Origin of the sequence: Citrobacter sp. Cpo091 (genome assembly GCF_030332645.1) — a bacterium.
Taxonomy (GTDB): domain Bacteria; phylum Pseudomonadota; class Gammaproteobacteria; order Enterobacterales; family Enterobacteriaceae; genus Citrobacter; species Citrobacter portucalensis.
This window is the reverse complement of record NZ_JAOWHL010000040.1, coordinates 38,198-58,325: the sequence shown is the minus strand read 5'-3', so window position 1 is coordinate 58,325 and position 20,128 is coordinate 38,198. Positions and strand designations below refer to the sequence as shown.

23 protein-coding genes are annotated in these 20,128 nt (G+C 52.6%); 7 read left to right on the top strand and 16 right to left on the bottom strand.

Annotated features, from left to right (window positions below; genetic code table 11):
* Positions 1-59: 59 nt before the first annotated feature.
* The 7 genes from phsA (at position 60) to OGY04_RS19265 (ending at position 7,333) form a co-directional block, all read left to right on the top strand.
* Complete coding sequence (gene phsA / locus OGY04_RS19295; protein WP_008785159.1) at positions 60-2,333, top strand: thiosulfate reductase PhsA; 2,274 nt, start codon at positions 60-62, stop codon at positions 2,331-2,333.
* 14 nt (positions 2,334-2,347) lie between these two features.
* Positions 2,348-2,926, top strand: coding sequence for a thiosulfate reductase electron transport protein PhsB (gene phsB / locus OGY04_RS19290; RefSeq protein WP_286585871.1), 579 nt, complete (start codon positions 2,348-2,350; stop codon positions 2,924-2,926).
* Positions 2,923-3,690 (top strand): thiosulfate reductase cytochrome B subunit, encoded by a 768-nt coding sequence (gene phsC / locus OGY04_RS19285; RefSeq protein WP_286585870.1) that lies wholly within the window; start codon positions 2,923-2,925, stop codon positions 3,688-3,690. Before phsB ends, phsC begins: the two co-directional genes overlap by 4 nt.
* 139 nt (positions 3,691-3,829) lie before the next feature.
* Entirely contained in the window at positions 3,830-5,002 is a 1,173-nt protein-coding gene (gene dacD / locus OGY04_RS19280) for a serine-type D-Ala-D-Ala carboxypeptidase DacD (protein ID WP_032941959.1), read from the top strand.
* 123 nt (positions 5,003-5,125) lie between these two features.
* Entirely contained in the window at positions 5,126-5,593 is a 468-nt protein-coding gene (sbmC, locus tag OGY04_RS19275; RefSeq protein WP_008785156.1) for a DNA gyrase inhibitor SbmC, read from the top strand.
* A gap of 107 nt (positions 5,594-5,700) precedes the next feature.
* On the top strand, positions 5,701-6,759 hold the full coding sequence (locus OGY04_RS19270; protein WP_008785155.1) for an FUSC family protein: 1,059 nt from the start codon (positions 5,701-5,703) through the stop codon (positions 6,757-6,759).
* A 238-nt stretch (positions 6,760-6,997) separates the two neighbouring features.
* The gene (locus OGY04_RS19265; protein WP_003834176.1) at positions 6,998-7,333 is read left to right on the top strand and encodes a DUF496 family protein; all 336 of its coding nucleotides are present in this window, start codon (positions 6,998-7,000) and stop codon (positions 7,331-7,333) included.
* 40 nt (positions 7,334-7,373) lie between these two features.
* On the opposite strand, the gene OGY04_RS19260 is transcribed toward OGY04_RS19265, so the two are convergent.
* The 16 genes from OGY04_RS19260 to OGY04_RS19185 form a co-directional block, all read right to left on the bottom strand.
* The gene (locus OGY04_RS19260; RefSeq protein WP_003834174.1) at positions 7,374-8,240 is read right to left on the bottom strand and encodes a GHMP family kinase ATP-binding protein; all 867 of its coding nucleotides are present in this window, start codon (positions 8,238-8,240) and stop codon (positions 7,374-7,376) included.
* A gap of 92 nt (positions 8,241-8,332) precedes the next feature.
* Positions 8,333-9,547 (bottom strand): acetate/propionate family kinase, encoded by a 1,215-nt coding sequence (locus OGY04_RS19255; protein WP_286585869.1) that lies wholly within the window; start codon positions 9,545-9,547, stop codon positions 8,333-8,335.
* Positions 9,532-9,984 (bottom strand): propanediol utilization protein PduV, encoded by a 453-nt coding sequence (gene pduV / locus OGY04_RS19250; protein ID WP_008785152.1) that lies wholly within the window; start codon positions 9,982-9,984, stop codon positions 9,532-9,534. The genes OGY04_RS19255 and pduV overlap by 16 nt, the downstream gene beginning before the upstream one ends.
* A gap of 4 nt (positions 9,985-9,988) precedes the next feature.
* A complete protein-coding gene (pduU, locus tag OGY04_RS19245; protein ID WP_008785151.1) occupies positions 9,989-10,339 on the bottom strand; it encodes a propanediol utilization microcompartment protein PduU in 351 nt (116 codons plus the stop codon).
* Positions 10,339-10,893 (bottom strand): propanediol utilization microcompartment protein PduT, encoded by a 555-nt coding sequence (pduT, locus tag OGY04_RS19240; protein WP_003030201.1) that lies wholly within the window; start codon positions 10,891-10,893, stop codon positions 10,339-10,341. Before pduT ends, pduU begins: the two co-directional genes overlap by 1 nt.
* 2 nt (positions 10,894-10,895) lie before the next feature.
* A complete protein-coding gene (gene pduS, locus OGY04_RS19235) occupies positions 10,896-12,251 on the bottom strand; it encodes a cobalamin reductase PduS (protein ID WP_057067507.1) in 1,356 nt (451 codons plus the stop codon).
* The gene (locus OGY04_RS19230) at positions 12,248-13,360 is read right to left on the bottom strand and encodes a 1-propanol dehydrogenase PduQ (protein WP_286585868.1); all 1,113 of its coding nucleotides are present in this window, start codon (positions 13,358-13,360) and stop codon (positions 12,248-12,250) included. Before OGY04_RS19230 ends, pduS begins: the two co-directional genes overlap by 4 nt.
* Positions 13,361-13,370: 10 nt before the next feature.
* Positions 13,371-14,756: a CoA-acylating propionaldehyde dehydrogenase PduP gene (gene pduP, locus OGY04_RS19225; RefSeq protein WP_286585867.1), complete on the bottom strand. Its 1,386-nt coding sequence runs from the start codon at positions 14,754-14,756 to the stop codon at positions 13,371-13,373.
* Positions 14,756-15,760 (bottom strand): two-domain cob(I)yrinic acid a,c-diamide adenosyltransferase PduO, encoded by a 1,005-nt coding sequence (pduO, locus tag OGY04_RS19220; protein ID WP_286585866.1) that lies wholly within the window; start codon positions 15,758-15,760, stop codon positions 14,756-14,758. The genes pduP and pduO overlap by 1 nt, the downstream gene beginning before the upstream one ends.
* An 8-nt stretch (positions 15,761-15,768) precedes the next feature.
* On the bottom strand, positions 15,769-16,044 hold the full coding sequence (locus tag OGY04_RS19215; RefSeq protein ID WP_003030211.1) for a EutN/CcmL family microcompartment protein: 276 nt from the start codon (positions 16,042-16,044) through the stop codon (positions 15,769-15,771).
* Positions 16,045-16,047: 3 nt separating this feature from the next.
* On the bottom strand, positions 16,048-16,539 hold the full coding sequence (pduM, locus tag OGY04_RS19210; protein WP_008785146.1) for a microcompartment protein PduM: 492 nt from the start codon (positions 16,537-16,539) through the stop codon (positions 16,048-16,050).
* On the bottom strand, positions 16,536-17,168 hold the full coding sequence (locus tag OGY04_RS19205) for a phosphate propanoyltransferase (RefSeq protein WP_008785145.1): 633 nt from the start codon (positions 17,166-17,168) through the stop codon (positions 16,536-16,538). Before OGY04_RS19205 ends, pduM begins: the two co-directional genes overlap by 4 nt.
* Positions 17,168-17,632 carry a BMC domain-containing protein gene (locus OGY04_RS19200; RefSeq protein WP_267439872.1) on the bottom strand — a complete coding sequence of 155 codons (465 nt, stop codon included), beginning with the start codon at positions 17,630-17,632 and terminating at the stop codon, positions 17,168-17,170. The genes OGY04_RS19205 and OGY04_RS19200 overlap by 1 nt, the downstream gene beginning before the upstream one ends.
* Positions 17,633-17,656: 24 nt before the next feature.
* Positions 17,657-17,932, bottom strand: a complete 276-nt coding sequence (gene pduJ, locus OGY04_RS19195) for a propanediol utilization microcompartment protein PduJ (protein ID WP_001057752.1) — start codon at positions 17,930-17,932, stop codon at positions 17,657-17,659.
* Positions 17,933-17,951: 19 nt separating this feature from the next.
* A complete protein-coding gene (locus OGY04_RS19190) occupies positions 17,952-18,302 on the bottom strand; it encodes a glycerol dehydratase reactivase beta/small subunit family protein (RefSeq protein WP_003834139.1) in 351 nt (116 codons plus the stop codon).
* Complete coding sequence (locus tag OGY04_RS19185; protein ID WP_125363432.1) at positions 18,292-20,124, bottom strand: diol dehydratase reactivase subunit alpha; 1,833 nt, start codon at positions 20,122-20,124, stop codon at positions 18,292-18,294. The genes OGY04_RS19190 and OGY04_RS19185 overlap by 11 nt, the downstream gene beginning before the upstream one ends.
* Between the last annotated feature and the right edge of the window lie 4 nt (positions 20,125-20,128).

Here is a 20,128-nt window from a genome sequence, read left to right as displayed (position 1 = left end):
AAAAATAAATAATCCAAACGCCATATAATTATTGGATATATCTAATAACAGGAGGTTATATGAGCATTAGTCGGCGTAATTTTTTGCGAGGAGTGGGTATAGGCTGTTCAGCCTGTGCGATAGGCAGTTTCCCGCCTGGGGCACTGGCGCGAAATTCTCCAGAGAGCATCAAAGGGAAAACATCCCTGACGCCAAGTTTGTGCGAGATGTGTTCTTTTCGCTGCCCAATTCAGGCTCAGGTGATTAATAATAAAACGGTTTTTATTCAGGGAAACCCTAATGCGCCACAACAGGGGACACGTGTCTGCGCTCGCGGCGGCAGCGGCGTTAGCCTGGTCAACGACCCTCATCGCATTGTTAAACCCATGAAACGTACAGGACCTCGCGGGAGCGGTGACTGGCAGGTTATTAGCTGGGAACAGGCGTATAAAGAAATCGCCGAAAAAATGACGGCAATAAAAACGCAATATGGTCCCCAGGGAGTCGTCTTCTCGTCTAAATCTGGCTCGCTGTCTGGTCATTTATTTCACCTCGCGACGGCTTTCGGGTCACCGAATACCTTTACTCACGCATCAACGTGTCCTGCCGGTAAAGCCATTGCCGCTAAAGTTATGATGGGTGGCGATTTAGCCATGGATATCGCCAATACCCGTTATATGGTCTCTTTTGGCCATAACCTCTATGAAGGGATCGAGGTTGCTGATACGCATGAGCTGATGACCGCGCAGGAGAAGGGGGCGAAGATGGTCAGCTTCGATCCCCGTCTGTCCGTATTCTCCAGCAAGGCGGATGAATGGCATGCGCTCAAGCCGGGCGGCGATTTACCGGTGTTGATGGCCATGTGTCACGTCATGATCAATGAAAATCTGTATGACGCGGACTTTGTTGCGCGCTACACCACGGGGTTTGAGCAGCTGGCAGAAGCGGTACAAGAGACCACGCCAGAATGGGCGCAGCAGCTCGCGGATGTGCCTGCTGATGTCATTGTTCGGGTCACCCGCGAAATGGCCGCCTGCGCGCCTCATGCCATCGTCAGCCCGGGCCATCGCGCGACGTTTTCGCAAGAAGAAATTGATATGCGGCGCATGATTTTTACCCTCAATGTGCTGCTTGGCAATATTGAGCGTGAAGGCGGTTTGTATCAGAAAAAAGCGGCGGCAACTTACAATAAGCTGGCTGGAGAGAAGGTCGCTCCGGTGCTGGCAAAACCCGATGTCAAATTACCCAAGCCAACGGCGCAGCGTATCGATCTGGTAGCCCCGCAGTTTAAGTACATCGCGGCGGGCGGTGGTGTGGTGCAAAGCATCATTGATGCTGTGTTAAACCAGACGCCTTATCCGGTGAAGGGATGGATTATGTCCCGACACAACCCTTTCCAAACCGTAACCTGTCGACCAGATCTGGTCAAAACCGTTGAACAGCTCGACCTTGTGGTCAGTTGTGATGTCTATTTAAGCGAAAGCGCGGCGTATGCCGACTACCTTTTGCCTGAATGTACTTACCTTGAGCGCGATGAAGAAGTTTCAGACATGTCGGGTCTGAATCCAGCCTATGCCCTGCGTCAGCAGGTAGTAGAACCTATTGGTGATGCGCGTCCGAGCTGGCAAATCTGGAAAGAGCTGGCCGTGCAGTTAGGCCTTGGCCAATTCTACCCATGGCAGGATATGCAAACGCGTCAGTTATACCAGCTTAATGGCGATCATGCGCTATCTGCTGAATTGCGTCAGAAAGGGTATCGGGAGTGGGGTGTTCCGTTGCTGCTGCGTGAACCTGAAGCGGTGCGTCAGTTTGTGGAACGCTATCCGGGCGCGGTGGCGGTTGACAGCGACGGTACCTATGGCGAGCAACTGCGCTTTAAATCTCCGTCAGGAAAAATCGAACTCTATTCCGAAGAGCTGGAAACGCTCCTGCCTGGCTACGGTATTCCGCGCGCGCGCAATTTTGCGCTTAAAGGCGACAGTGAACTCTATTTTATCCAGGGAAAAGTGGCGGTTCATACCAACGGTGCGACGCAATACGTGCCACTGCTTAGCGAGTTGATGTGGGATAACGCGGTGTGGATCCACCCGCAAACGGCACGTGAAAAAGGCATCAAAAGCGGCGATGACATCTGGCTGGAAAATGCGACCGGCAAGGAAAAAGGCAAAGCGCTGGTCACCGCCGGAATTCGGCCCGATACGCTGTTTGTTTATATGGGATTTGGCGCCAAGGCGGGAGCCAAAACCGCAGCGACAACGCACGGTATCCATTGCGGTAATTTGCTTCCGCATGTTACCAGTCCGGTTTCCGGTACGGTGGTCCACACCGCTGGCGTTACGCTTCGTCGGGCATGAGAAAGGAGAACATCATGAATCAATCTACAAACCCTTATGTCATGCTGCATGACGAGAAACGCTGTATCGGCTGTCAGGCATGCACGGTTGCCTGCAAAGTTCTGAATGATGTGCCAGAGGGATTTAGCCGTCTACAGGTGCAGATCCGTTCACTCGAACATGAACCCGAGGTGCTGTCCCACTTCCAGTTTGTTCGCGTTTCCTGTCAGCATTGTGAAGATGCGCCGTGTGTCAGCGTTTGTCCGACCGGTGCATCATTTCGCGACGAAAATGGCATTGTGCAAGTGGATAAGTCTCGCTGTATTGGCTGTGACTACTGCGTTGCCGCTTGTCCGTTCCATGTCCGTTATCTCAATCCGCAAACGGGAATTGCCGACAAATGTAACTTCTGCGCAGATACCCGACTCGAGAGCGGTCAATCGCCCGCCTGCGTTTCCGTTTGTCCGACGGATGCGCTGAAATTTGGTCGTCGTGACGACCCGGAAATTCAGCACTGGATAAATCAAAAAGAGGTTTATCGCCAGCAGGATACGCGTAGCGGCCCGGTGAGTGTTTATCGGCGTAAAGAGATCCATCAGGAGGGTAAAGCATGAATTCTATCTGGGGAGCAGAGCTTAACTATGCGCCGGACTACTGGCCGCTGTGGCTCATTTATGCAGGCGTTGTTATTGTGCTGATGATTGCGGGCCTGGTTATGCACGCGCTGTTACGTCGGATGCTGGCACCCAAGACGGCAACCGGAGAAGAGCACCGGGATTACCTTTATTCTCTGGCAGTCCGCCGCTGGCACTGGGGTAATGCGCTGCTTTTTATCCTGCTTTTGCTGAGTGGCCTGTTTGGTCACTTCTCTGTCGGACCGGTGGCATTGATGGTACAGGTACATACCTGGTGCGGTTTCGCCTTGTTGGCCTTCTGGGTTGGTTTTGTGCTAATCAACGCAACCAGCGGCAACGGTTGTCATTACCGGGTGAAGTTTAACGGGTTGATATCACGCTGCTTGTTGCAAACGCGCTTTTATCTGTATGGCATCATGAAGGGTGAACCACACCCGTTTGCCGCAACGGGAGAGAGTAAATTTAACCCGCTACAACAGCTGGCTTATCTGGCCATCATGTATGCGCTGGTTCCGCTGCTAATCATCACCGGGTTGTTATGCCTCTACCCGCAGGTGATAGGGGCAGGGCCTGTGATGCTGGTGCTGCATATGGTGTTGGCGATTGTCGGCTTACTGTTCATCTGTGCACATATTTACCTGTGCACGCTGGGTGACACGCCGGGGCAAATTTTCCGCAGCATGATAGATGGCTACCATCGTCATCGCAGCCATCACGCAGAGACAGCACCGCGCAAAGGGTAACGCCAGACGCGGTTGATATCTGAAATCCTTTCCTCACAGCAAGAAAATGTGCCTTATGTCACATTTTCTTGCAATTTATCCATGTTTGTTCGCCAGAACTTCCGTAAAAAGAACGGCTATTTCTCCATTTCCTGAGGACATGCTGTTGAAACGCCGTTTGTTTATTGCCGCTTCACTATTTGCGATGAGTTTTTCGCCCGCGTACGCGACCGACGTCGCCAGTTTCGCTCCACAGCCTCCAGCAATTAATGCCGGTGCGTGGGTATTAATGGATTACACCACGGGCCAAATCCTGACAGCCGGAAATGAACATCAGCAGCGCAACCCTGCCAGCCTGACCAAGCTGATGACCGGCTATGTTGTCGATCGCGCAATCGACAGCAAGCGTATTAGTCCGACAGATATTGTCACCGTAGGGCGCGATGCCTGGGCGAAAGATAATCCGGTATTCGTCGGTTCATCCTTAATGTTCCTGAAAGAAGGTGATCGCGTTTCTGTGCGCGACCTGAGTCGCGGGCTAATTGTTGATTCCGGTAATGATGCCTGCGTGGCGCTGGCGGATTACATCGCCGGAGGGCAGCCGCAGTTTGTCGCGATGATGAACAACTATGTGCAAAAGCTGAACCTGCGGGACACGCATTTTGAAACGGTACATGGTCTGGATGCGCCAGGTCAGCATAGCTCAGCTTACGATCTGGCCGTGCTGTCGAGAGCTATCATCCATGGAGAGCCGGATTTCTACCATATGTACAGTGAAAAAAGCCTTACCTGGAACGGAATCACGCAGCAAAACCGTAACGGTTTGTTGTGGGATAAAACTATGAACGTCGATGGTCTGAAGACAGGACATACCTCCGGCGCTGGATTCAACCTGATTGCTTCTGCTGTTGATGGGCAGCGCCGCCTGATTGCAGTTGTGATGGGGGCGGAGAGTGCGAAAGGGCGTGAAGACCAGGCGCGAAAACTGCTGCAATGGGGACAACAGAACTTCGATACCGTGCAGGTATTACGTAGCGGTAAGCAGGTTGGTATTGAACGGATCTGGTACGGCGATAAAGAAAAAATTAGCCTTGGCACAGAGCAGGATTTCTGGATGGCCCTGCCTAAAGCCGAAGTCGCTAATATCAAGGCAAAATATGTTCTTGATAAGAAAGAACTGGTTGCCCCCATTGCTGCCCATCAACGTGTGGGGGAAATTGAACTCTACGATCGGGATAAACTGGTGGCGCACTGGCCTCTGGTTACGCTGGAGTCTGTCAACGAAGGCGGCGTCTTCTCGCGTTTGAGCGATTACTTCCACCACAAGGCGTAGTTTTTCCTGATGTGCCTGACTGGCAAGAGTGCGAATCTGCTCACATAATAATCACTGATTCCTTGTGGCCGTCATACCTAAAAATTACACTGTATATAAACACAGTGTAATAACGGAGGTTATATGGAGTACGAGATAAAGCAGGTTGAGAAACGCATAATTGCCGGTTTTCACATGGTTGGACCGTGGGAACAAACGGTAAAGCAGGGTTTCGAGCAGTTAATGATGTGGGTCGACGGTAAGCAGATCGTACCGCTGGAATGGATAGCTGTTTATTACGACAATCCTGACGTTGTTCCGGCGGAAAAACTGCGTTGTGATACCGTGGTGTCTGTGCCTGAAGGTTTTGAGATCCCAGAAAACAGCGAGGGGGTGATCCAGACCGAACTGGCGGGGGGCGACTATGCTATCGCCGTTGCGCGCGTTGAAAATCATGACTTCGCGACGCCGTGGTATCAGTTCTTTGAACGCCTGCTGCAGGATTCGACGTATGCGATAGCCGCTAAACCTTGCTTTGAAGTTTATATGAACAATGGCATGGAGGACGGCTACTGGGACATTGAAATGTACGTGCCGGTACAGTCGAAGTAACTGTTTTTGGTGTAAATCAGGATGAATGTCCTGGTCATCAGGGTGATGTTTTCACTCAAAAAACAGGTACAATTCTGTTCTTTGCAATTCCCTGACGGAGTGCATGAGTGCGTGCAGATAAGTCACTGAGTCCTTTTGAAATTCGTTTGTATCGTCATTATCGTGTGGTGCATGGTGTTCGCATTGCGCTGGCGTTTCTTTTTACTTTTCTGTTGGTTCGCCTGTTGAACATTCCTGAAGGTACATGGCCTCTGATTACGTTGGTGGTAATTATGGGGCCTATTTCCTTTTGGGGGAACGTTGTCCCCAGAGCGTTTGAGCGTATTGGCGGGACAATTCTGGGTTCGGTACTTGGGCTGGTGGCTCTTCGTCTGGAACTCTTTTCACTTCCGCTAATGCTGATATGGTGCGCGGTGGCGATGTTTCTCTGCGGCTGGCTGGCACTGGGTAAAAAGCCGTATCAGGCGTTGCTGATTGGTATAACACTTGCGGTCGTTGTGGGTGCCCCCGCTGGAGATATGAACACAGCGTTATGGCGCGGTGGCGATGTTATTCTGGGTTCATTACTGGCAATGCTGTTTACCGGTATCTGGCCGCAGCGGGCATTTATACACTGGCGAATTCAGCTGGCGCATTGCGTAACGGGGTACAATCGGGTGTATCAGGCTGCGCTATCTCCCAACCTGCTGGAGCAACCGCGACTGGAAAAGCATTTACAACAGCTTTTAAGCGATGTTGTCAAAATGCGTGGGCTCATCGTTCCTGCCAGCAAAGAAACCCGCATTCAAAAATCAATCTTTGAAGCTATTCAGACGGTTAATCGTAACCTGGTCTGCATGCTTGAGCTGCAAATCAATGCGCTCTGGGCCAGCCGTACAAGCCACTTTGTTATGTTGAATGCGCATACTTTGCGTGAAACACAGCTCAGGACACAACAGGCGCTACTGACGATAACCCACGCATTGTATGAAGGTAATCCACAACCGGTGCTTGCCAATACGGAAAAACTCAATGACACCGTGGTGGAGTTACGTCAGCTTATTGCTGAGCATAAGGGCGATAATGTCGCTGAAACGCCCATTCACGGCTACGTTTGGCTAAATATGGAAATGGCGCGACAGCTGGAGTTGCTCTCTCATTTGATCTGTCGCGCGCTGCGCAAATAAAGAGCAGATGAGGGGATTGGTTCTACTGCTGCTTCGATTCAGCAACGATTAGAGGTATGATACTGAAAAAGGCTAAAACCATTGGTAACTGCAATGGCTTTACCCTCGATAATTCAGGTTTCAACCATGCATGGTCGATGCAGATGCAACTTGAAGTATGGCGGGCATGAAAGTAATGTTGACCCACTTTAGCCGTTGTTTTAACGAATCCGAATCTCACATTATCAGGGGTGTAAAAATGGAAACTACCAAGCCTTCTTTCCAGGACGTGCTGGAATTTGTTCGTCTGTTCCGTCGTAAAAACAAACTGCAACGTGAAATCCAGGACGTTGAGAAAAAGATCCGTGACAACCAGAAACGTGTTCTGCTGCTGGACAACCTGAGCGACTACATCAAGCCTGGAATGAGCGTGGAAGCGATTCAGGGCATTATCGCCAGCATGAAAAGCGATTATGAAGATCGTGTTGATGATTACATCATCAAAAACGCTGAGATCTCTAAAGAGCGCCGCGACATCTCTAAAAAGCTGAAAGCGATGGGCGAAGTGAAAAACGGCGAAGCGAAAGCCGAGTAACGATTTTATGCTTGTCCGGGTCGCTGCTTAGCGGCGGCCCTTATTGCAGTTCGACCCCGCCAGTTACCATCCGCAACAAATGCTGTTCCGGCCAGTGTTCCGTCAATTTTTTCTGCGTCAGCATCCATTTAATGTAGTCCACATCATGACGCTTTCTGTCGAGCATCAGACCGACTACGCTGCCACTGTGCGCAACGTTGACACCGTATAAATCACATTCTTCTACCAGCGCTAAAAGTGAATCAAAATTTGGTTTAGGTAACAGCAACTGGCTGGCGATCGCGCTCAGCGTGGCGGCTTCACCCATCCGATAAGGATTTTGACTGATACAGGCTTCCTGTACCTTTTCCCATGCGCGTTTCAGCGCTGGAGCGCCTGCCAGTAACCCTGACTGGCGTGGAGTACGGTGATAATCAGCAGTAAGCAAGGTTTCCGGACTTTCGAGAACCAGCAGATCGAGTTGAGGCTGGGCTTCACAGGCAATTTGCGTGGAGGCGTCGTTGTGATCGAACAGCGTAAGCTGGCGGAAAACGGTGCTGTCGGTAGGTTCCAGCGAAACGCAAAGCTGCGCCAGAGTGGATTCGTCTAGCTGATGACCCAGATACTGCGCCGTGGCGATTGCCGTGGCGGCGATATCCGCTGTGCTGCTGGCCATCCCTTTAGCGACAGGAATGGTTGATTGGACATCAATTCGAATATCCTGACTCATTTGTGCCGGGTATTGCCAGTGCAGCAATAACCTCTCAACCATCGCCCGCGAAAGTGGGCGTTCATCTGTCAGCGGTGAACCTGAAGTGACCTCAACGGTGCTATACCATTCAACCGGGCAGGAGACCAATTTCTCACTGCCCAGAATCCAGCCCTGGATAAGTTCTCCGCACGATGCGGGACATTGCGCAACAGCCACGTCTTCACCTATGTGATCAGCAATCCTCGGCGCATAGTGTCATGGCGATCGCGCTATTACCATGATTTGCCGCAATTTGCGGTGCGGCAGTATTATGCAGGAATGCCCAATGTCACAGTTTCAGATATCGCTAAACGCATAACGTCTTGCGCAATCATCAGCTCTTCATTGGTATTAATCACAGCTACTTTGACCATCGCATTTTCCGTCTGAATGAAGGTGGCATTACGCTGATTTTTTTCCTCATCAACGGCCAGCCCCAGGAAATTCAGGTTACGACAAATCGCAGCGCGCGCCCGTGCGGAGTTTTCGCCAATACCACCGGTAAATACCAGGGCATCCAGACCGCCCATCTGCATAATATAGCTACCAATGGTGGCACGAATGCGCTCAGCAAAAAGCGTCAACGCCAGCGCAGCCTGGTGATTGCCCGTATCTGCGGCATGTTCAACGTCGCGGTAGTCAGGTGAGATGCCAGAAACACCGAGCAATCCGGACTCATTGTTGAGCAATTGGTTGAGCTGCTGCGGTGTTTTGCCTTCTCGCAGGGCAATCCACGGTAAAATGGACGGATCGATATCGCCACTTCGCGTGCCCATCATCACGCCAGACTGCGGCGTAAAGCCCATTGACGTATTCACCGATTGTCCGCCTTTGATGGCGCAGATGCTGCTGCCGTTGCCCAGATGACAACAAACAACGCGCAGGGCGCTGAGTGGTACACCCAGTTTTTCAGCAAGCTGTGAGCTAATGTATTTGTGGCTGGTACCATGAAAACCATAGCGACGAATACCCAACTCTGCATAGTAACGCCAGGGCAGGGGATAGATGAAAGAAGGCTCATCAAGCGTTTGATGAAAGGCGGTGTCGAACACCGCAACGGCTGGTGTTTTGGGCAATAGCTGGCGGAATACCGCGATCCCCAACGCATTTACCGGGTTATGCAGAGGGGCCAGTTCCGCGAGTCGCTCGATTTCTGCCAGCGTTTCATCAGTTACCAGCGCGGAGTCTTTAAAAGATTCTCCGCCGTGCGCGACGCGATGACCCACGCCGTCGATCTCTTCCAGACTGTTGATAATGTGGTGGTTGAGCAGTTTTTCCAGGAGCAACGTTACGGCTTCACGGTGATCGGCTACGGGCAAAGTCTCCTGCCATTTCTGCGCTGGCGTTTTTAGGGTGACCTGCGCATCAGACAAACCGATACGTTCAATCAACCCCTGACAGATCATTTCACCCTGCGGCATCGCCAGTAGTTGAAATTTAAGCGAGGAACTACCTGCATTAATGGCCATTATTTTGTGAGACATGAAGGTTCCTTTGCATTCAGAAAAATGAACATCTCATCGACCCCAGTATTCTCCAGCGCGCTGGTGACAAATACTTTTTGCGCACCAGCCTGAACTAACCAACTCTCCACAAGAGAAATACGCTGCGGATTGGCTAAATCGGCTTTGGTAACGAGGCCAATAACGGGTCGGTTCATTGGTCCGGTAAAACCGGGAGAAAATGGTGACCACGGCGCGTCAGCATTGAGTACCAGCGCAATAATGTCTGCTTCACAGGCGCTGGCCAGCAGCGCGCTGTACAGGCAGCGGTTCTCAAGATATTCACCCGGTGTGTCTATTGTCGTAGGAGACCAGACTATGGCCTGGGTCTTCTGATAGTGAAGCGCCTCTCCCCGCATGCACTGCGTGAGCGACGTTTTACCGCACTGGCTGGGGCCAATTAGCATGATACGTTTCATAAGATTACGTCCGGGTGATGGGACACGCGGTAAAACGCATCATTTCGCCGAGCGTTCGGGTTACCTGTTTCAGCGCGTACTCAACGGCGGAAACATCACCCGTCAGTACCACCGCGCCGGTAAACCGGTCGAGAAAACCAATCTCTACCGCCCCGGATTTCGTGGCGATATCACAGGCGATGATTGAGGCTTCGCTGGGGGTAATGGTCAGAATACCGATTGCGGAAACCGCATCTGGTAATCCCAGCTTCTTGAACAAATCTTTACCTGGATTAGCAATAAGATGCGCCAGCGTGACCTGTTTGCCTGGTACATATTCCTGAATCATTCGATCCGTGGTGGGTTGTCTTTCCATTATCCCTCCACCATTTGTCGCCACATGCTTTCATGCGGGCGAGGTATGACCGAGCGGTAAACCAGCAGGCCTTTTTCACCCGCACTTTCACTGGCAACCGTCACTGCGTTATTCACATCGGATACATCGCCAGCAACGACCATGTAGCACTTGCCGCCAATACCAAATGCCATATGGACACGTACCAGCGTGACGTTGGAGGCTTTAACCGCCCGGTCGGCGGCGCAGATGCAGGCAGCAACGCTCCATGTTTCGACAATACCAACAGCCTGACGCTTATCCACGCTGTTTAGTCCGCTGATTGCGGGGAGTACGCTGGCATGAATATTGGGGAGTACCAGACTGTCAACGAGCATATCGCCAGCAAGAGATGTTCCAGTGGCAATCGCCTGTTGTACGGCACCTACGTCACCACCGAGCATGAGTAGAAATTTTCCCGGGCAGATGGTCTTGCTGACCAGTAAATTCACATTCGCGCTTTTTAACATGGCATCACCAGCTTCCATCCCTTTGGCAATGCTGGTGAGTTCTAAAATCCCTATAGCCTGAGACATGATTAACCTCTAATTACCGTGATAGATTGCTCAGTGATTTCGCTGACAATACCGTCAATGCTGGCGTGAACAGGCGCGCCTAATGCACCGGACGGCACATCGGCAACGCATTGACCGCGAACAACGCGTTCGCCTTGTTCTACACATGGGATGGCGCTGGCACCAATATGCTGGCGTAACAACAGCGTCGTTTTATCTGTGGAATAATCATTCTCAGCCAGTGGCGCATCGTGATACCAGTCGCTAAGACCCAGTTTGGTAATAAGGCGTTTAACCGGGATCAACCGGTATTTCGCCATTTCATCCTCAGGATTTAGCGGCCCTTCATAACGATGGTTGAGCGCCCGCAGCTCGCGTTTCAGCATACGGTTGATGCGCATCGGTGAAATCCCAACCGGGCAGGCTACGCTTTCACACACATTGCATTCTGAACAGGTCAGGGCGGTGAGCAGCAGCTGTGGTGTGGCCGCCTGCTGATAATTAACCGCACGAACCAACAGGTGCGGGGATAATTCATGGCCGATCAAATGCCTTGGGCACAAATCCGTACACAAACGGCACTGCTCGCAAACGGTTTTTGCTACAGAAAGCACGGTGCGTTCATCCTGCATCCGCCGCTGAATCAACGCATGAGACTTAGGCAAAACCAGCAGGCCCCCGGTGGTCTTGCTTACGGGGGTATCCAGTGAAGTAATCAGGCCGCCCATCATCGGACCACCGTTAATAAAGCCGGGATCGTCAACGGTTGCGCCACCGGCCAGCGCCAGAACGTCACGTAAAGACATTCCGATAGGGACAGTGAGTGTGATGGGACTGGCGACTGCACCGTTAACGGTCAGGGTGCGACGCGTAACGGGGTACTGCTGCTCAACTGCTCTGGCGATGTTGAGCACGGTCTGAACGTTATTGACCACCACACCGACGCTGACCGGCAGCGCGGCAGGCGGAACTCTCCGACCTGTTGCCATCCAGATGGTCAGAACCTCGTCACCAGCCGGGTAGACATCAGGCAAAATATGTAAGCGGATCCCGGCAGGTAGAAGGGGGGTTAATGCATTGATAGCACCTTGGTATTTCTCCTTGAGCGCAATAATTCCGGCACTGGCTCCCGTCGCCGTCATGGCATATTGAACGCCGCGGATAAGTCGCTCAGCCTGGACGGCCATCAACTGCTGGTCAACTTTCAGCATTGGCTCACATTCAGCCGCATTGACCAGAAAGGTATCGACCTGCGCCTGTAATTTTACGTGAGTAGGAAAGCCTGCGCCTCCGGCTCCGACAACACCCGCTGCGCGAACGCGTTCGCGAATGGTCTGTGCATCATAAAGCGTGGACTCTGCCGTCATGGCTGTCTTCATAATAATTCCTCAAGCAGTTCCTGCATGGCACTGGCATCGGCAACACGAGGATTGGTTTGCAGCGTGACGTCAGCCAGCGCGGCCTGAACCATCGATGGGATACGTTGTGGCCAGACTTGCTTTCCGTCTTTAAGCGCGTCAACGAAAGAAGGTAACGCACACTGTTTTTTGAGAAGCTCAATTTGATGAATGAGCGCATTCAGCGCAGCCGTATCGTTCGCATTATCCGGGCATAAATGGCAGGCTTTAGCAAAACGGGCATAGCGCTTCGCAGCTCGCGGATCGCGGGCATTAAAATAAATGACATGGGTCAGCAGCAGCGCATTGGCAAGTCCATGCGGCAGATGAAACTGACCACCCAACTGATGGGCAATCGCATGATTTATCCCCAGTCCAGCCTGACTAAATGCCATTCCCGCGAGCGTTGATGCATTGTGCATTTTCCCCCTGGTTGCCAGACAGTCGCCTTTGCTGACGGCGACAGGCAGGTACTGGAAGACGATTTGAGCCGCTTTTTCAGCCAGTGCGTCTGTGAAGTCGCTGGCCTTCGTGGACACGTAAGCCTCCAGTGCATGCGTTAACACGTCCATGCCGGTATTCGCGGTGATGGCAGGTGGTACGCTGACGACCAACGTTGGATCAAGGATGGCCATGTCCGGGTAAAGCGCATTATTGAATAATGGATATTTAATGCCTTTATCCGGATCGCTAATCACGCAGGCACTGGTTACCTCGGAGCCTGTGCCGCTGGTGGTGGGAATTGCGACACAGGTTTCAATTTCAATACCAAACTGTCGGCTGAACCAGACGATGGCTTTTGCGGCGTCCAGTGCTGAGCCGCCACCAAAACCCATCACGACGTCCGGTCGCAGGGACTGCATTTGTGCAATCCCTTGTACTACCGTACCGATGGTGGGATCGGGGGTGATATCGCTGAAAATGCTGATGCGGTTATCCGCTGGCAGAGCGTTGCGCAGCTTTTCAATCAGGGGAGAACGCGCGAGAAAACCATCGCAAATAATCCAGATATGCTTATTCGTGAAACGCTTGAGCACATCCAGACTTCCCTGGCCGCTGTACAATCGAGTTTGCAGTGAAAAGCTATTCATAACGGCCCCATTAGCGAATAGAAAAACCGTTTGTCAGCACGCAACGACGAGAGCGTGCGAAAGTGCGCGCAGATGTTGTTCCTTCACCGGTTGGCGTCGCAATAGTGAAGGTTGTAAAACCTTCGCCACCAACGCCGATCCCGGCGTAAGAGGGGCCATTTTTCACAAAGATGGAGGTCTGAAGCGTGCGCGCGGCAAGGTTCAAACGTGACACATTTTGCGAATGCATAATGGCGGTGTGATGCAATCCCTCTTCAACTTTCAGGGCCAACGTCAATGCACTGTCAAAATCGCTCACCGTTACGACGGGGAGCATTGGCATCAATTGCTCGCTGGTAACCCACGGGTCGTCAGCCTTGACGATGCCTGTCAGTAATCGAGGTACTTTTGCCGGAACCGGTATTCCTGCTGCTTCCAGTAAGGTTGCCGGGCTTTTACCCACCAGTTTTTTATTGGCTATGCCTTCTGGTAGACAGACAGCGCGCAGTTTGTCTACCTCTTCGCTATTGAGAAGCATCGCACCAAAAGACTGCATCTGTTGAACCAGTCGTTCGGCAACGGCATCAACAACAATCAGGCTCTTCTCAGCGATGCAGGGGAGGTTGTAATCAAAGGATGTGCCATTGATGATATCCTCTGCCGCCTTAACCAGGTCGGCCGTTTCATCAACAATGCAGGGTGGATTTCCTGCGCCTGCGCCGATGACTTTTTTCCCGCTTTTCATGCCCATAGCAACAATGCCTGGGCCACCGGTAATCGCGAGAACTGCGATTTTAGGGTGCGCCATCATCTGCTGGGTAGCCTCAAAGGTGGGTTCTGTGACCGTAACGACAAGATTACGAATTCCGCAGCAACGGAAAGCAATATCTTCAATCATGGCAATCAGCTTGAGTGAAACCTTTTTGGCACCCGGATGCGGACTGAAGTAAACGCTATTCCCTGCCGCCAGCATGCTGATGCTGTTGTTAATAATGGTCTCTGTCGGGTTAGTACTGGGGGCGACAGAACCAATCACGCCAAATGGGGAATACTCGAATAACACCATGCCGCCGTCACCGGTTAACGCCGTGGTAGTGAGATCTTCGATTCCTGGAGTGTTGTCCAACGCGGCTTTATTTTTAAGGAACTTATCCTCTTTGTTGCCCATTCCTGTTTCAGCTGCGCTCTCAGCGGCCAGTGAAGCAAGATGAGGCGTCAGTTCTTCGCGTAGGGCGTTTATGATGGCGCTGCGGGTTTTCAATGGACATTGCTGGTAACGCAGAAAAGCCTGATGCGCTGCATCGATAGCTTCGCCAACGGACGCAAAAATACAGTTACCCTGAACTTCTGCTTTTGCCGGGGCGAGTTGCTCACTCAAAATGTTACGAATAAGGGTTTCAAGTTCTGAAGTATTCATTAATGTGTTCTCACGTTAATCGCCGCAATGGCCGTTTCTGCAATGTCCATATCCTGTTCAACGCTTCCTCCGCTGATGCCAAGACCCCCGAGGAGTAAACCCTCACGCCATAATGCGTATCCGCCACCGAAGGTGACGACTTTTCCCTGCATATGGCTTTCCAGACCGTAAAGCGCAGCGCCGGGTTGCACTGCCGATGTCAGCTCATGTGTGGCGGTTTTCATCGCCACGGCAGTCCAGGCTTTTTTGGGTGCCAGTTCGCTACTCACGAGTAAAGCGTCAGGCATGCGCCAGGCCACCATTTGGGTCCCGTTCGCATCAACAATGCTTATGACGACCGGAACCTGAAGTTCTTCTGCTCTCGTCACCGCAGCGCGAGTGAGTTGGTGGAGCTCCTGAAAAGACAGAGACATAGTCGGCTCCTTTATGGCTGGTGCTTGAACGGCAGCGAGATAGCGCTCAGCCACTTTCTGAATGATGTCGTTTTGATGGGCGTCATGATCTTCTGCTCGTGCAAGCGCATATAAGCAGTCGGACAGGCGATTGATATAACGCATCAGCACGTGTCTGACGGATATCTCGGTGGAGAGCTCGACCAGTCGTCTCTCTGCGCGGCGTGCCAGCGTACGGGCAAAGTGCAGTCGGCTGGCGGCTTCGCTGCGGCCAGGTAGAATAAAGCTGCGCAGGGGCGGTACTCTTCCCATTGCGGTATCGATGGCCGCTTCCAGTGCCGCAATTTCTTCTGAGCTGATGTAGCGCTGCTCTGGCGTTGGTTCTTCGCTTTCGCTTGCCAGTTCGGCGCTGAACCAAAAAAGCTGCAGCTGGATATTCTCAAGTAACTGCCGGTGCTGCGGGTTTTTCGCTGCACAAATGCACAGACTTAGCGCCGCATTCAGTTCGTCCAGCGTACCGTAGGCTTCCACGCGTGGATGCGTTTTGCTCACGCGCTGTCCGGTAAAGAGGGCTGTTGTTCCGGCATCACCAGTGCGGGTATAAATCGCCATAATTCCTCCTAACGAGAAAGCGTGTCGACAATGCCGACGATAGCCAGATCGATGGCCTCATTAGGGCCAGAAAAAACGTGTCTGGCGCTGGATCCGCTGCTGAGTAATACCAGTTCGCCGGTCCCTGCGCCGACAGAATCAACAGCGACTTCATCTCCACTCACAGGGGATGCAGGAAGCTCTCCGTCAGCACTTACCCGACGTACCAGCAACAGTTTTTTTCCCACCAGTGATGGGGATTTTTGCGTGGAAACCACAACGCCTGTAACCCGGGCCAGATGCATAGCTCACTCCTGCTTAATTAGTTGGACATTTCGCAGACTGACTGCTTCCTGAGCCAGAGCCGTCACGACACACCGACGGCGCAACACCAGTACGCCATCCCTTAATTGGGCGACGTCGGCATAGCTGAGAAGCTTCTCAGGATGCAAAAAGATGATTCGTCCCCGTTCGTCATTGAACTCCAGCGGCAGACGTGCGAGTTTTTTCACGGGGATTGCGGGTAACAATCGGTGTTGTAGTGAAATTTTCACGCGGACTCCGCATGCCAGCGCGTCGTGAATCTTTCCCACCGACATGTTGGCTGGGCAGCCTTCGGCAATTTGTTCCAGTAATGGCAGATCCACTTGCTGGAGATGGAGCGACGAGTACTGGCAGCATACTGTTCGTGAATCGATTTCCCGTAACTGCGCGACGCTAAGAGTGAGCGTGCTTTCCGCGCGTTTTTTTAATCGGGAAACAACCTCCTCGATAATGCGTTGCAGCAGTTCGTTGTTCATCGTGAGGTCACCAGTGTGGCGAATGCCTGGGGATTATCAGCGCCTGCAGCATTGGCTTCGTCTGTATCGATATGCATTTCGAGGCGCATATCCGGCGAAACGCGTACGGCGACGTTATCGAAAATCAGTCGACGTTCATCGCCATTAATGGCGACCGAGACTTTATCACCATGGGAAACCCGCAGAATCAGAGCATCGAGCGGCGACATATGGATATGCCGTTGGGCGACGATCACCCCGGATGCTAAGTCCAGTTCAGCAAATGGGCTGACGAGACGAACACCGGGTGTGCCCTGAATATTGCCCGACATCCGCAGCGGAGCAGCAATTCCCAACGTGCGGGCGTCGGTACGAGAAATTTCGACCTGGCTGGTACTGCGCAGCGGGCCGAGTAAACGCACATTTTTTAACTGACCTTTTGGCCCCACCAGCGTGACAGTCTGCTCTGCTGCATATTGTCCTGGCTGCAGCAGCCCTTTTTTCTCACTAATGGGGTGATTGGGAAACAAGCGACCGTAATCTTCAGCGCACAGATGAATATGACGATTAGAGATCCCCAGCGGAATCGGGCGCTCGCGCATTTCATCCAGAACCTTAGCGACAGTGGTCTCCAGTTGCTGTTTATCCATTACGCTTCACCTCGTTTGCCAGAGTGAAGACAAAGCGTGCGCGACTCGCCTTTTTGGCGAGGGCAGGCAGGATCAAGACACAAATTGCAGCTAATCAACTCTGCATCTTGCGGTGCTTCGGGTACATCATGGTCTACAAATATCTCTTCATGCGCTACGGCTGGTATGGGTTCGGGCGTTGGCTCAGGCTCCAGGGCAACGCTATGCGACAGGATCCCGTCCCCGGGTCTGGAAATGACTTTGTGAGCCACCAGTCCATCTCGCTGGTCAGCGAAACTGACACCGGTGGAAATGGCCGCCTGGACGGAGGCCACATCCCCTATTATCTTGATCACCGTCCAGCCTGAGCCGTTGGTTTTTTCGAGGCCCACCAGCGTGATGGAGGCGGCTTTCGCCATGACGTCCGCGCAACTGATGGCTAATGCCAGACCACTAACTTCAAGTAATCCCAGTGATTGCTTCACGCTGTGCTCCTTGGTTGCAACGACTTATGCGGATTTAGGTAAAATGGCTTCAACGTCGCTGTGCGGACGCGGGATAACGTGGCAGGATTTCACCTCACCAACGGCGCTTGCGGCTGCGCTTCCTGCATCTACGGCTGCTTTCACCGCGCCGACATCACCGCGAACCATAACGGTGATAAGGCCAGAGCCGATTTTTTCGTAACCAACCAACTGCACGTTTGCGGATTTCACCATGGCATCAGCGGCTTCAATAGCGCCGACAAGCCCTTTTGTTTCAACCAGTCCCAGTGCGTTATTCATACTGCTTTTCTCCTGTGGGTTATGAGTGGCATTCCCGGAACGGAATGCCTTTAACCAGCCGCGCAGCGTTGTTACCAATGCTGCGGCGATCGTGGCTATTTTGTTGATACGTCAGCGTAAAAAGTGGTGCTGATGTGGGTAAGTTTTTGTAGTGCACGACCAGTTTTTCGCGGCTACAGCCAATACCGACCAGCAATGGAGACTGGCAGGCGGCCAACCATGCGTTGTGGATAACGTCAGTTGAGCTACTCTCCTGAATCACAAAGGGGATCCCTTCTTCTTCAATACCCAGCAGTACGTCATTCCAGACGTCAGCACAGTCAGCACTGGTGAAGATAACGATGGCTGGGGTGGTGAGATTACTTTCCATGAGCGAATGCCTTATGCCAGGAGAGAATCAGTCCTGTCGCAACCGCATTGCGCGGACCTTCGGTACCACGAATGTTGCCGCGCCCGGCAACCAGTCGATAATGCGCCAGAGCATCGGTGACCAGCTGTGGAACTTCAAAATCCAGAGATGAGCCGCCAACCAGCACCACAAAGGGAATATCCCGAATGTTCCCGGTCGGACTGACCTGACGTAGCGCTCTGAGTGCGTTAGTAACGAAAACGCGCTCCTTGGCGCTGCGACGAATGGCCCGTACTTTCTCCAGCGCCAGTTCACCAGGCAGTGGCACCAGTTCATCGGGTTTCACTACGCACACGCGCGCAAAAACCGTTGGTGGGAGAGGCGCAGGGAAGAACTGAACGCTGCCGTCTTCGTGGCGAAGGTGGAACAAGCTCTCAACTTTCGCCAACGGATACTTTTTAATTTCTTCAGCGAGATAACGGTCATCCAGACCCAGTTCACGGGCAATGATCATCGTGACCATATCGCCTGCGCCTGCCAGGTGCGTGGCAATAATTTCGCCCTTAGGATTGATGATAGAAGCGTCGGTTGAACCCGCGCCGAGATCCAGAATAGCCAGTGGTCGTGTTGTGCCCGGAGTTGTTAAGGCTCCCAGAATGGCAGCTTCGGCTTCGGCCCCGCCAACCTGGACGTCAATGTTGAACTTTTGCTTGATCTCCTGGGCAATCATCGCCATTTGCAGGCGGTCTGATTTCACCATGGAGGCTATGCCGACAGCCTGCTCCAGCGAGAACTCACCGGCAAGTCCACCCGTCACGCTGACGGGAACCGAGGTATCGACCGCCAGCAGATCCTGAATAAAAATTTCATGACTGGGTTTGTTGGTTAATTCAGCCATCGTCTGGCGCACATGCTCCAGCATGCCGCCAATATTGGTGCCAGCTTCTCCGGTCACGTTATCCAGTTTTGGGCATTCACCAACCGCTTTCATAATCGCTTCGGCGCCCGCGGCAACGTCGACCCGTACGGTACGACCCTGAGACTGTAGCTCCAGATTTCCGGCAGGAATCGCTCGCGCTTTCACATCACCTGACGGCGTTTTCACCACCACGGCTGAACGGTTGCCGATCAGCGCCCGTGCCATCGGAACAATGTTTTTAGTCTCATCGGCATTGAGGCCAAAGACAGTTGCAATGCCGTAGGGGTTGGAAAGGGTTTCAATGACCTTTCCTGGTACAGCGACCTCAATGGCAGCCAGCATCCCCAACGGGATACGGTCGATATGAAGGACTTCATCGACGATGGGCAGGGGATGAGTCAGACGATTACTGACCAACACTCCGTCGTCCTGCTGCAAAATAACGCCAGTCAACTGGTATCCAGCACGGACGGAGGCATTAATCATCGTAGCGACATCGGCGAAATCAAATGCCGATGACACCACCAGAATATAGGGCGTATCCGCCGGGCGACTGAGAAGGTCTTCCGGCGTAATAGTGACGCCCACGCCTAACCCGACGCCGCCCGGTGTTTTAGGGTTATGGCCGATCATGGTGGATTCAGTGATGATGGTTTCGGTTATTGTTTCCATCGCCACATCGCCAATGACCGGGGTGGCTTCGTTAATACGGATGAGCGAAATATCGCTGACATTGATACCGGCGTTTTTTGCCGCCAGCGTAAGGGCCTCCTGAATGCCAAACACATTACGTAATGTGCCCTTAATTCCGGTGGTTTCTGCCAGCGCGCTGCCGGTGATGCTCAGCACGCCAGACTCATCCAGAGTAGCCAGAGCGACTTCCGTTGATGAGTTGCCTATGTCAATGCCAGCTATATATCGCATGATC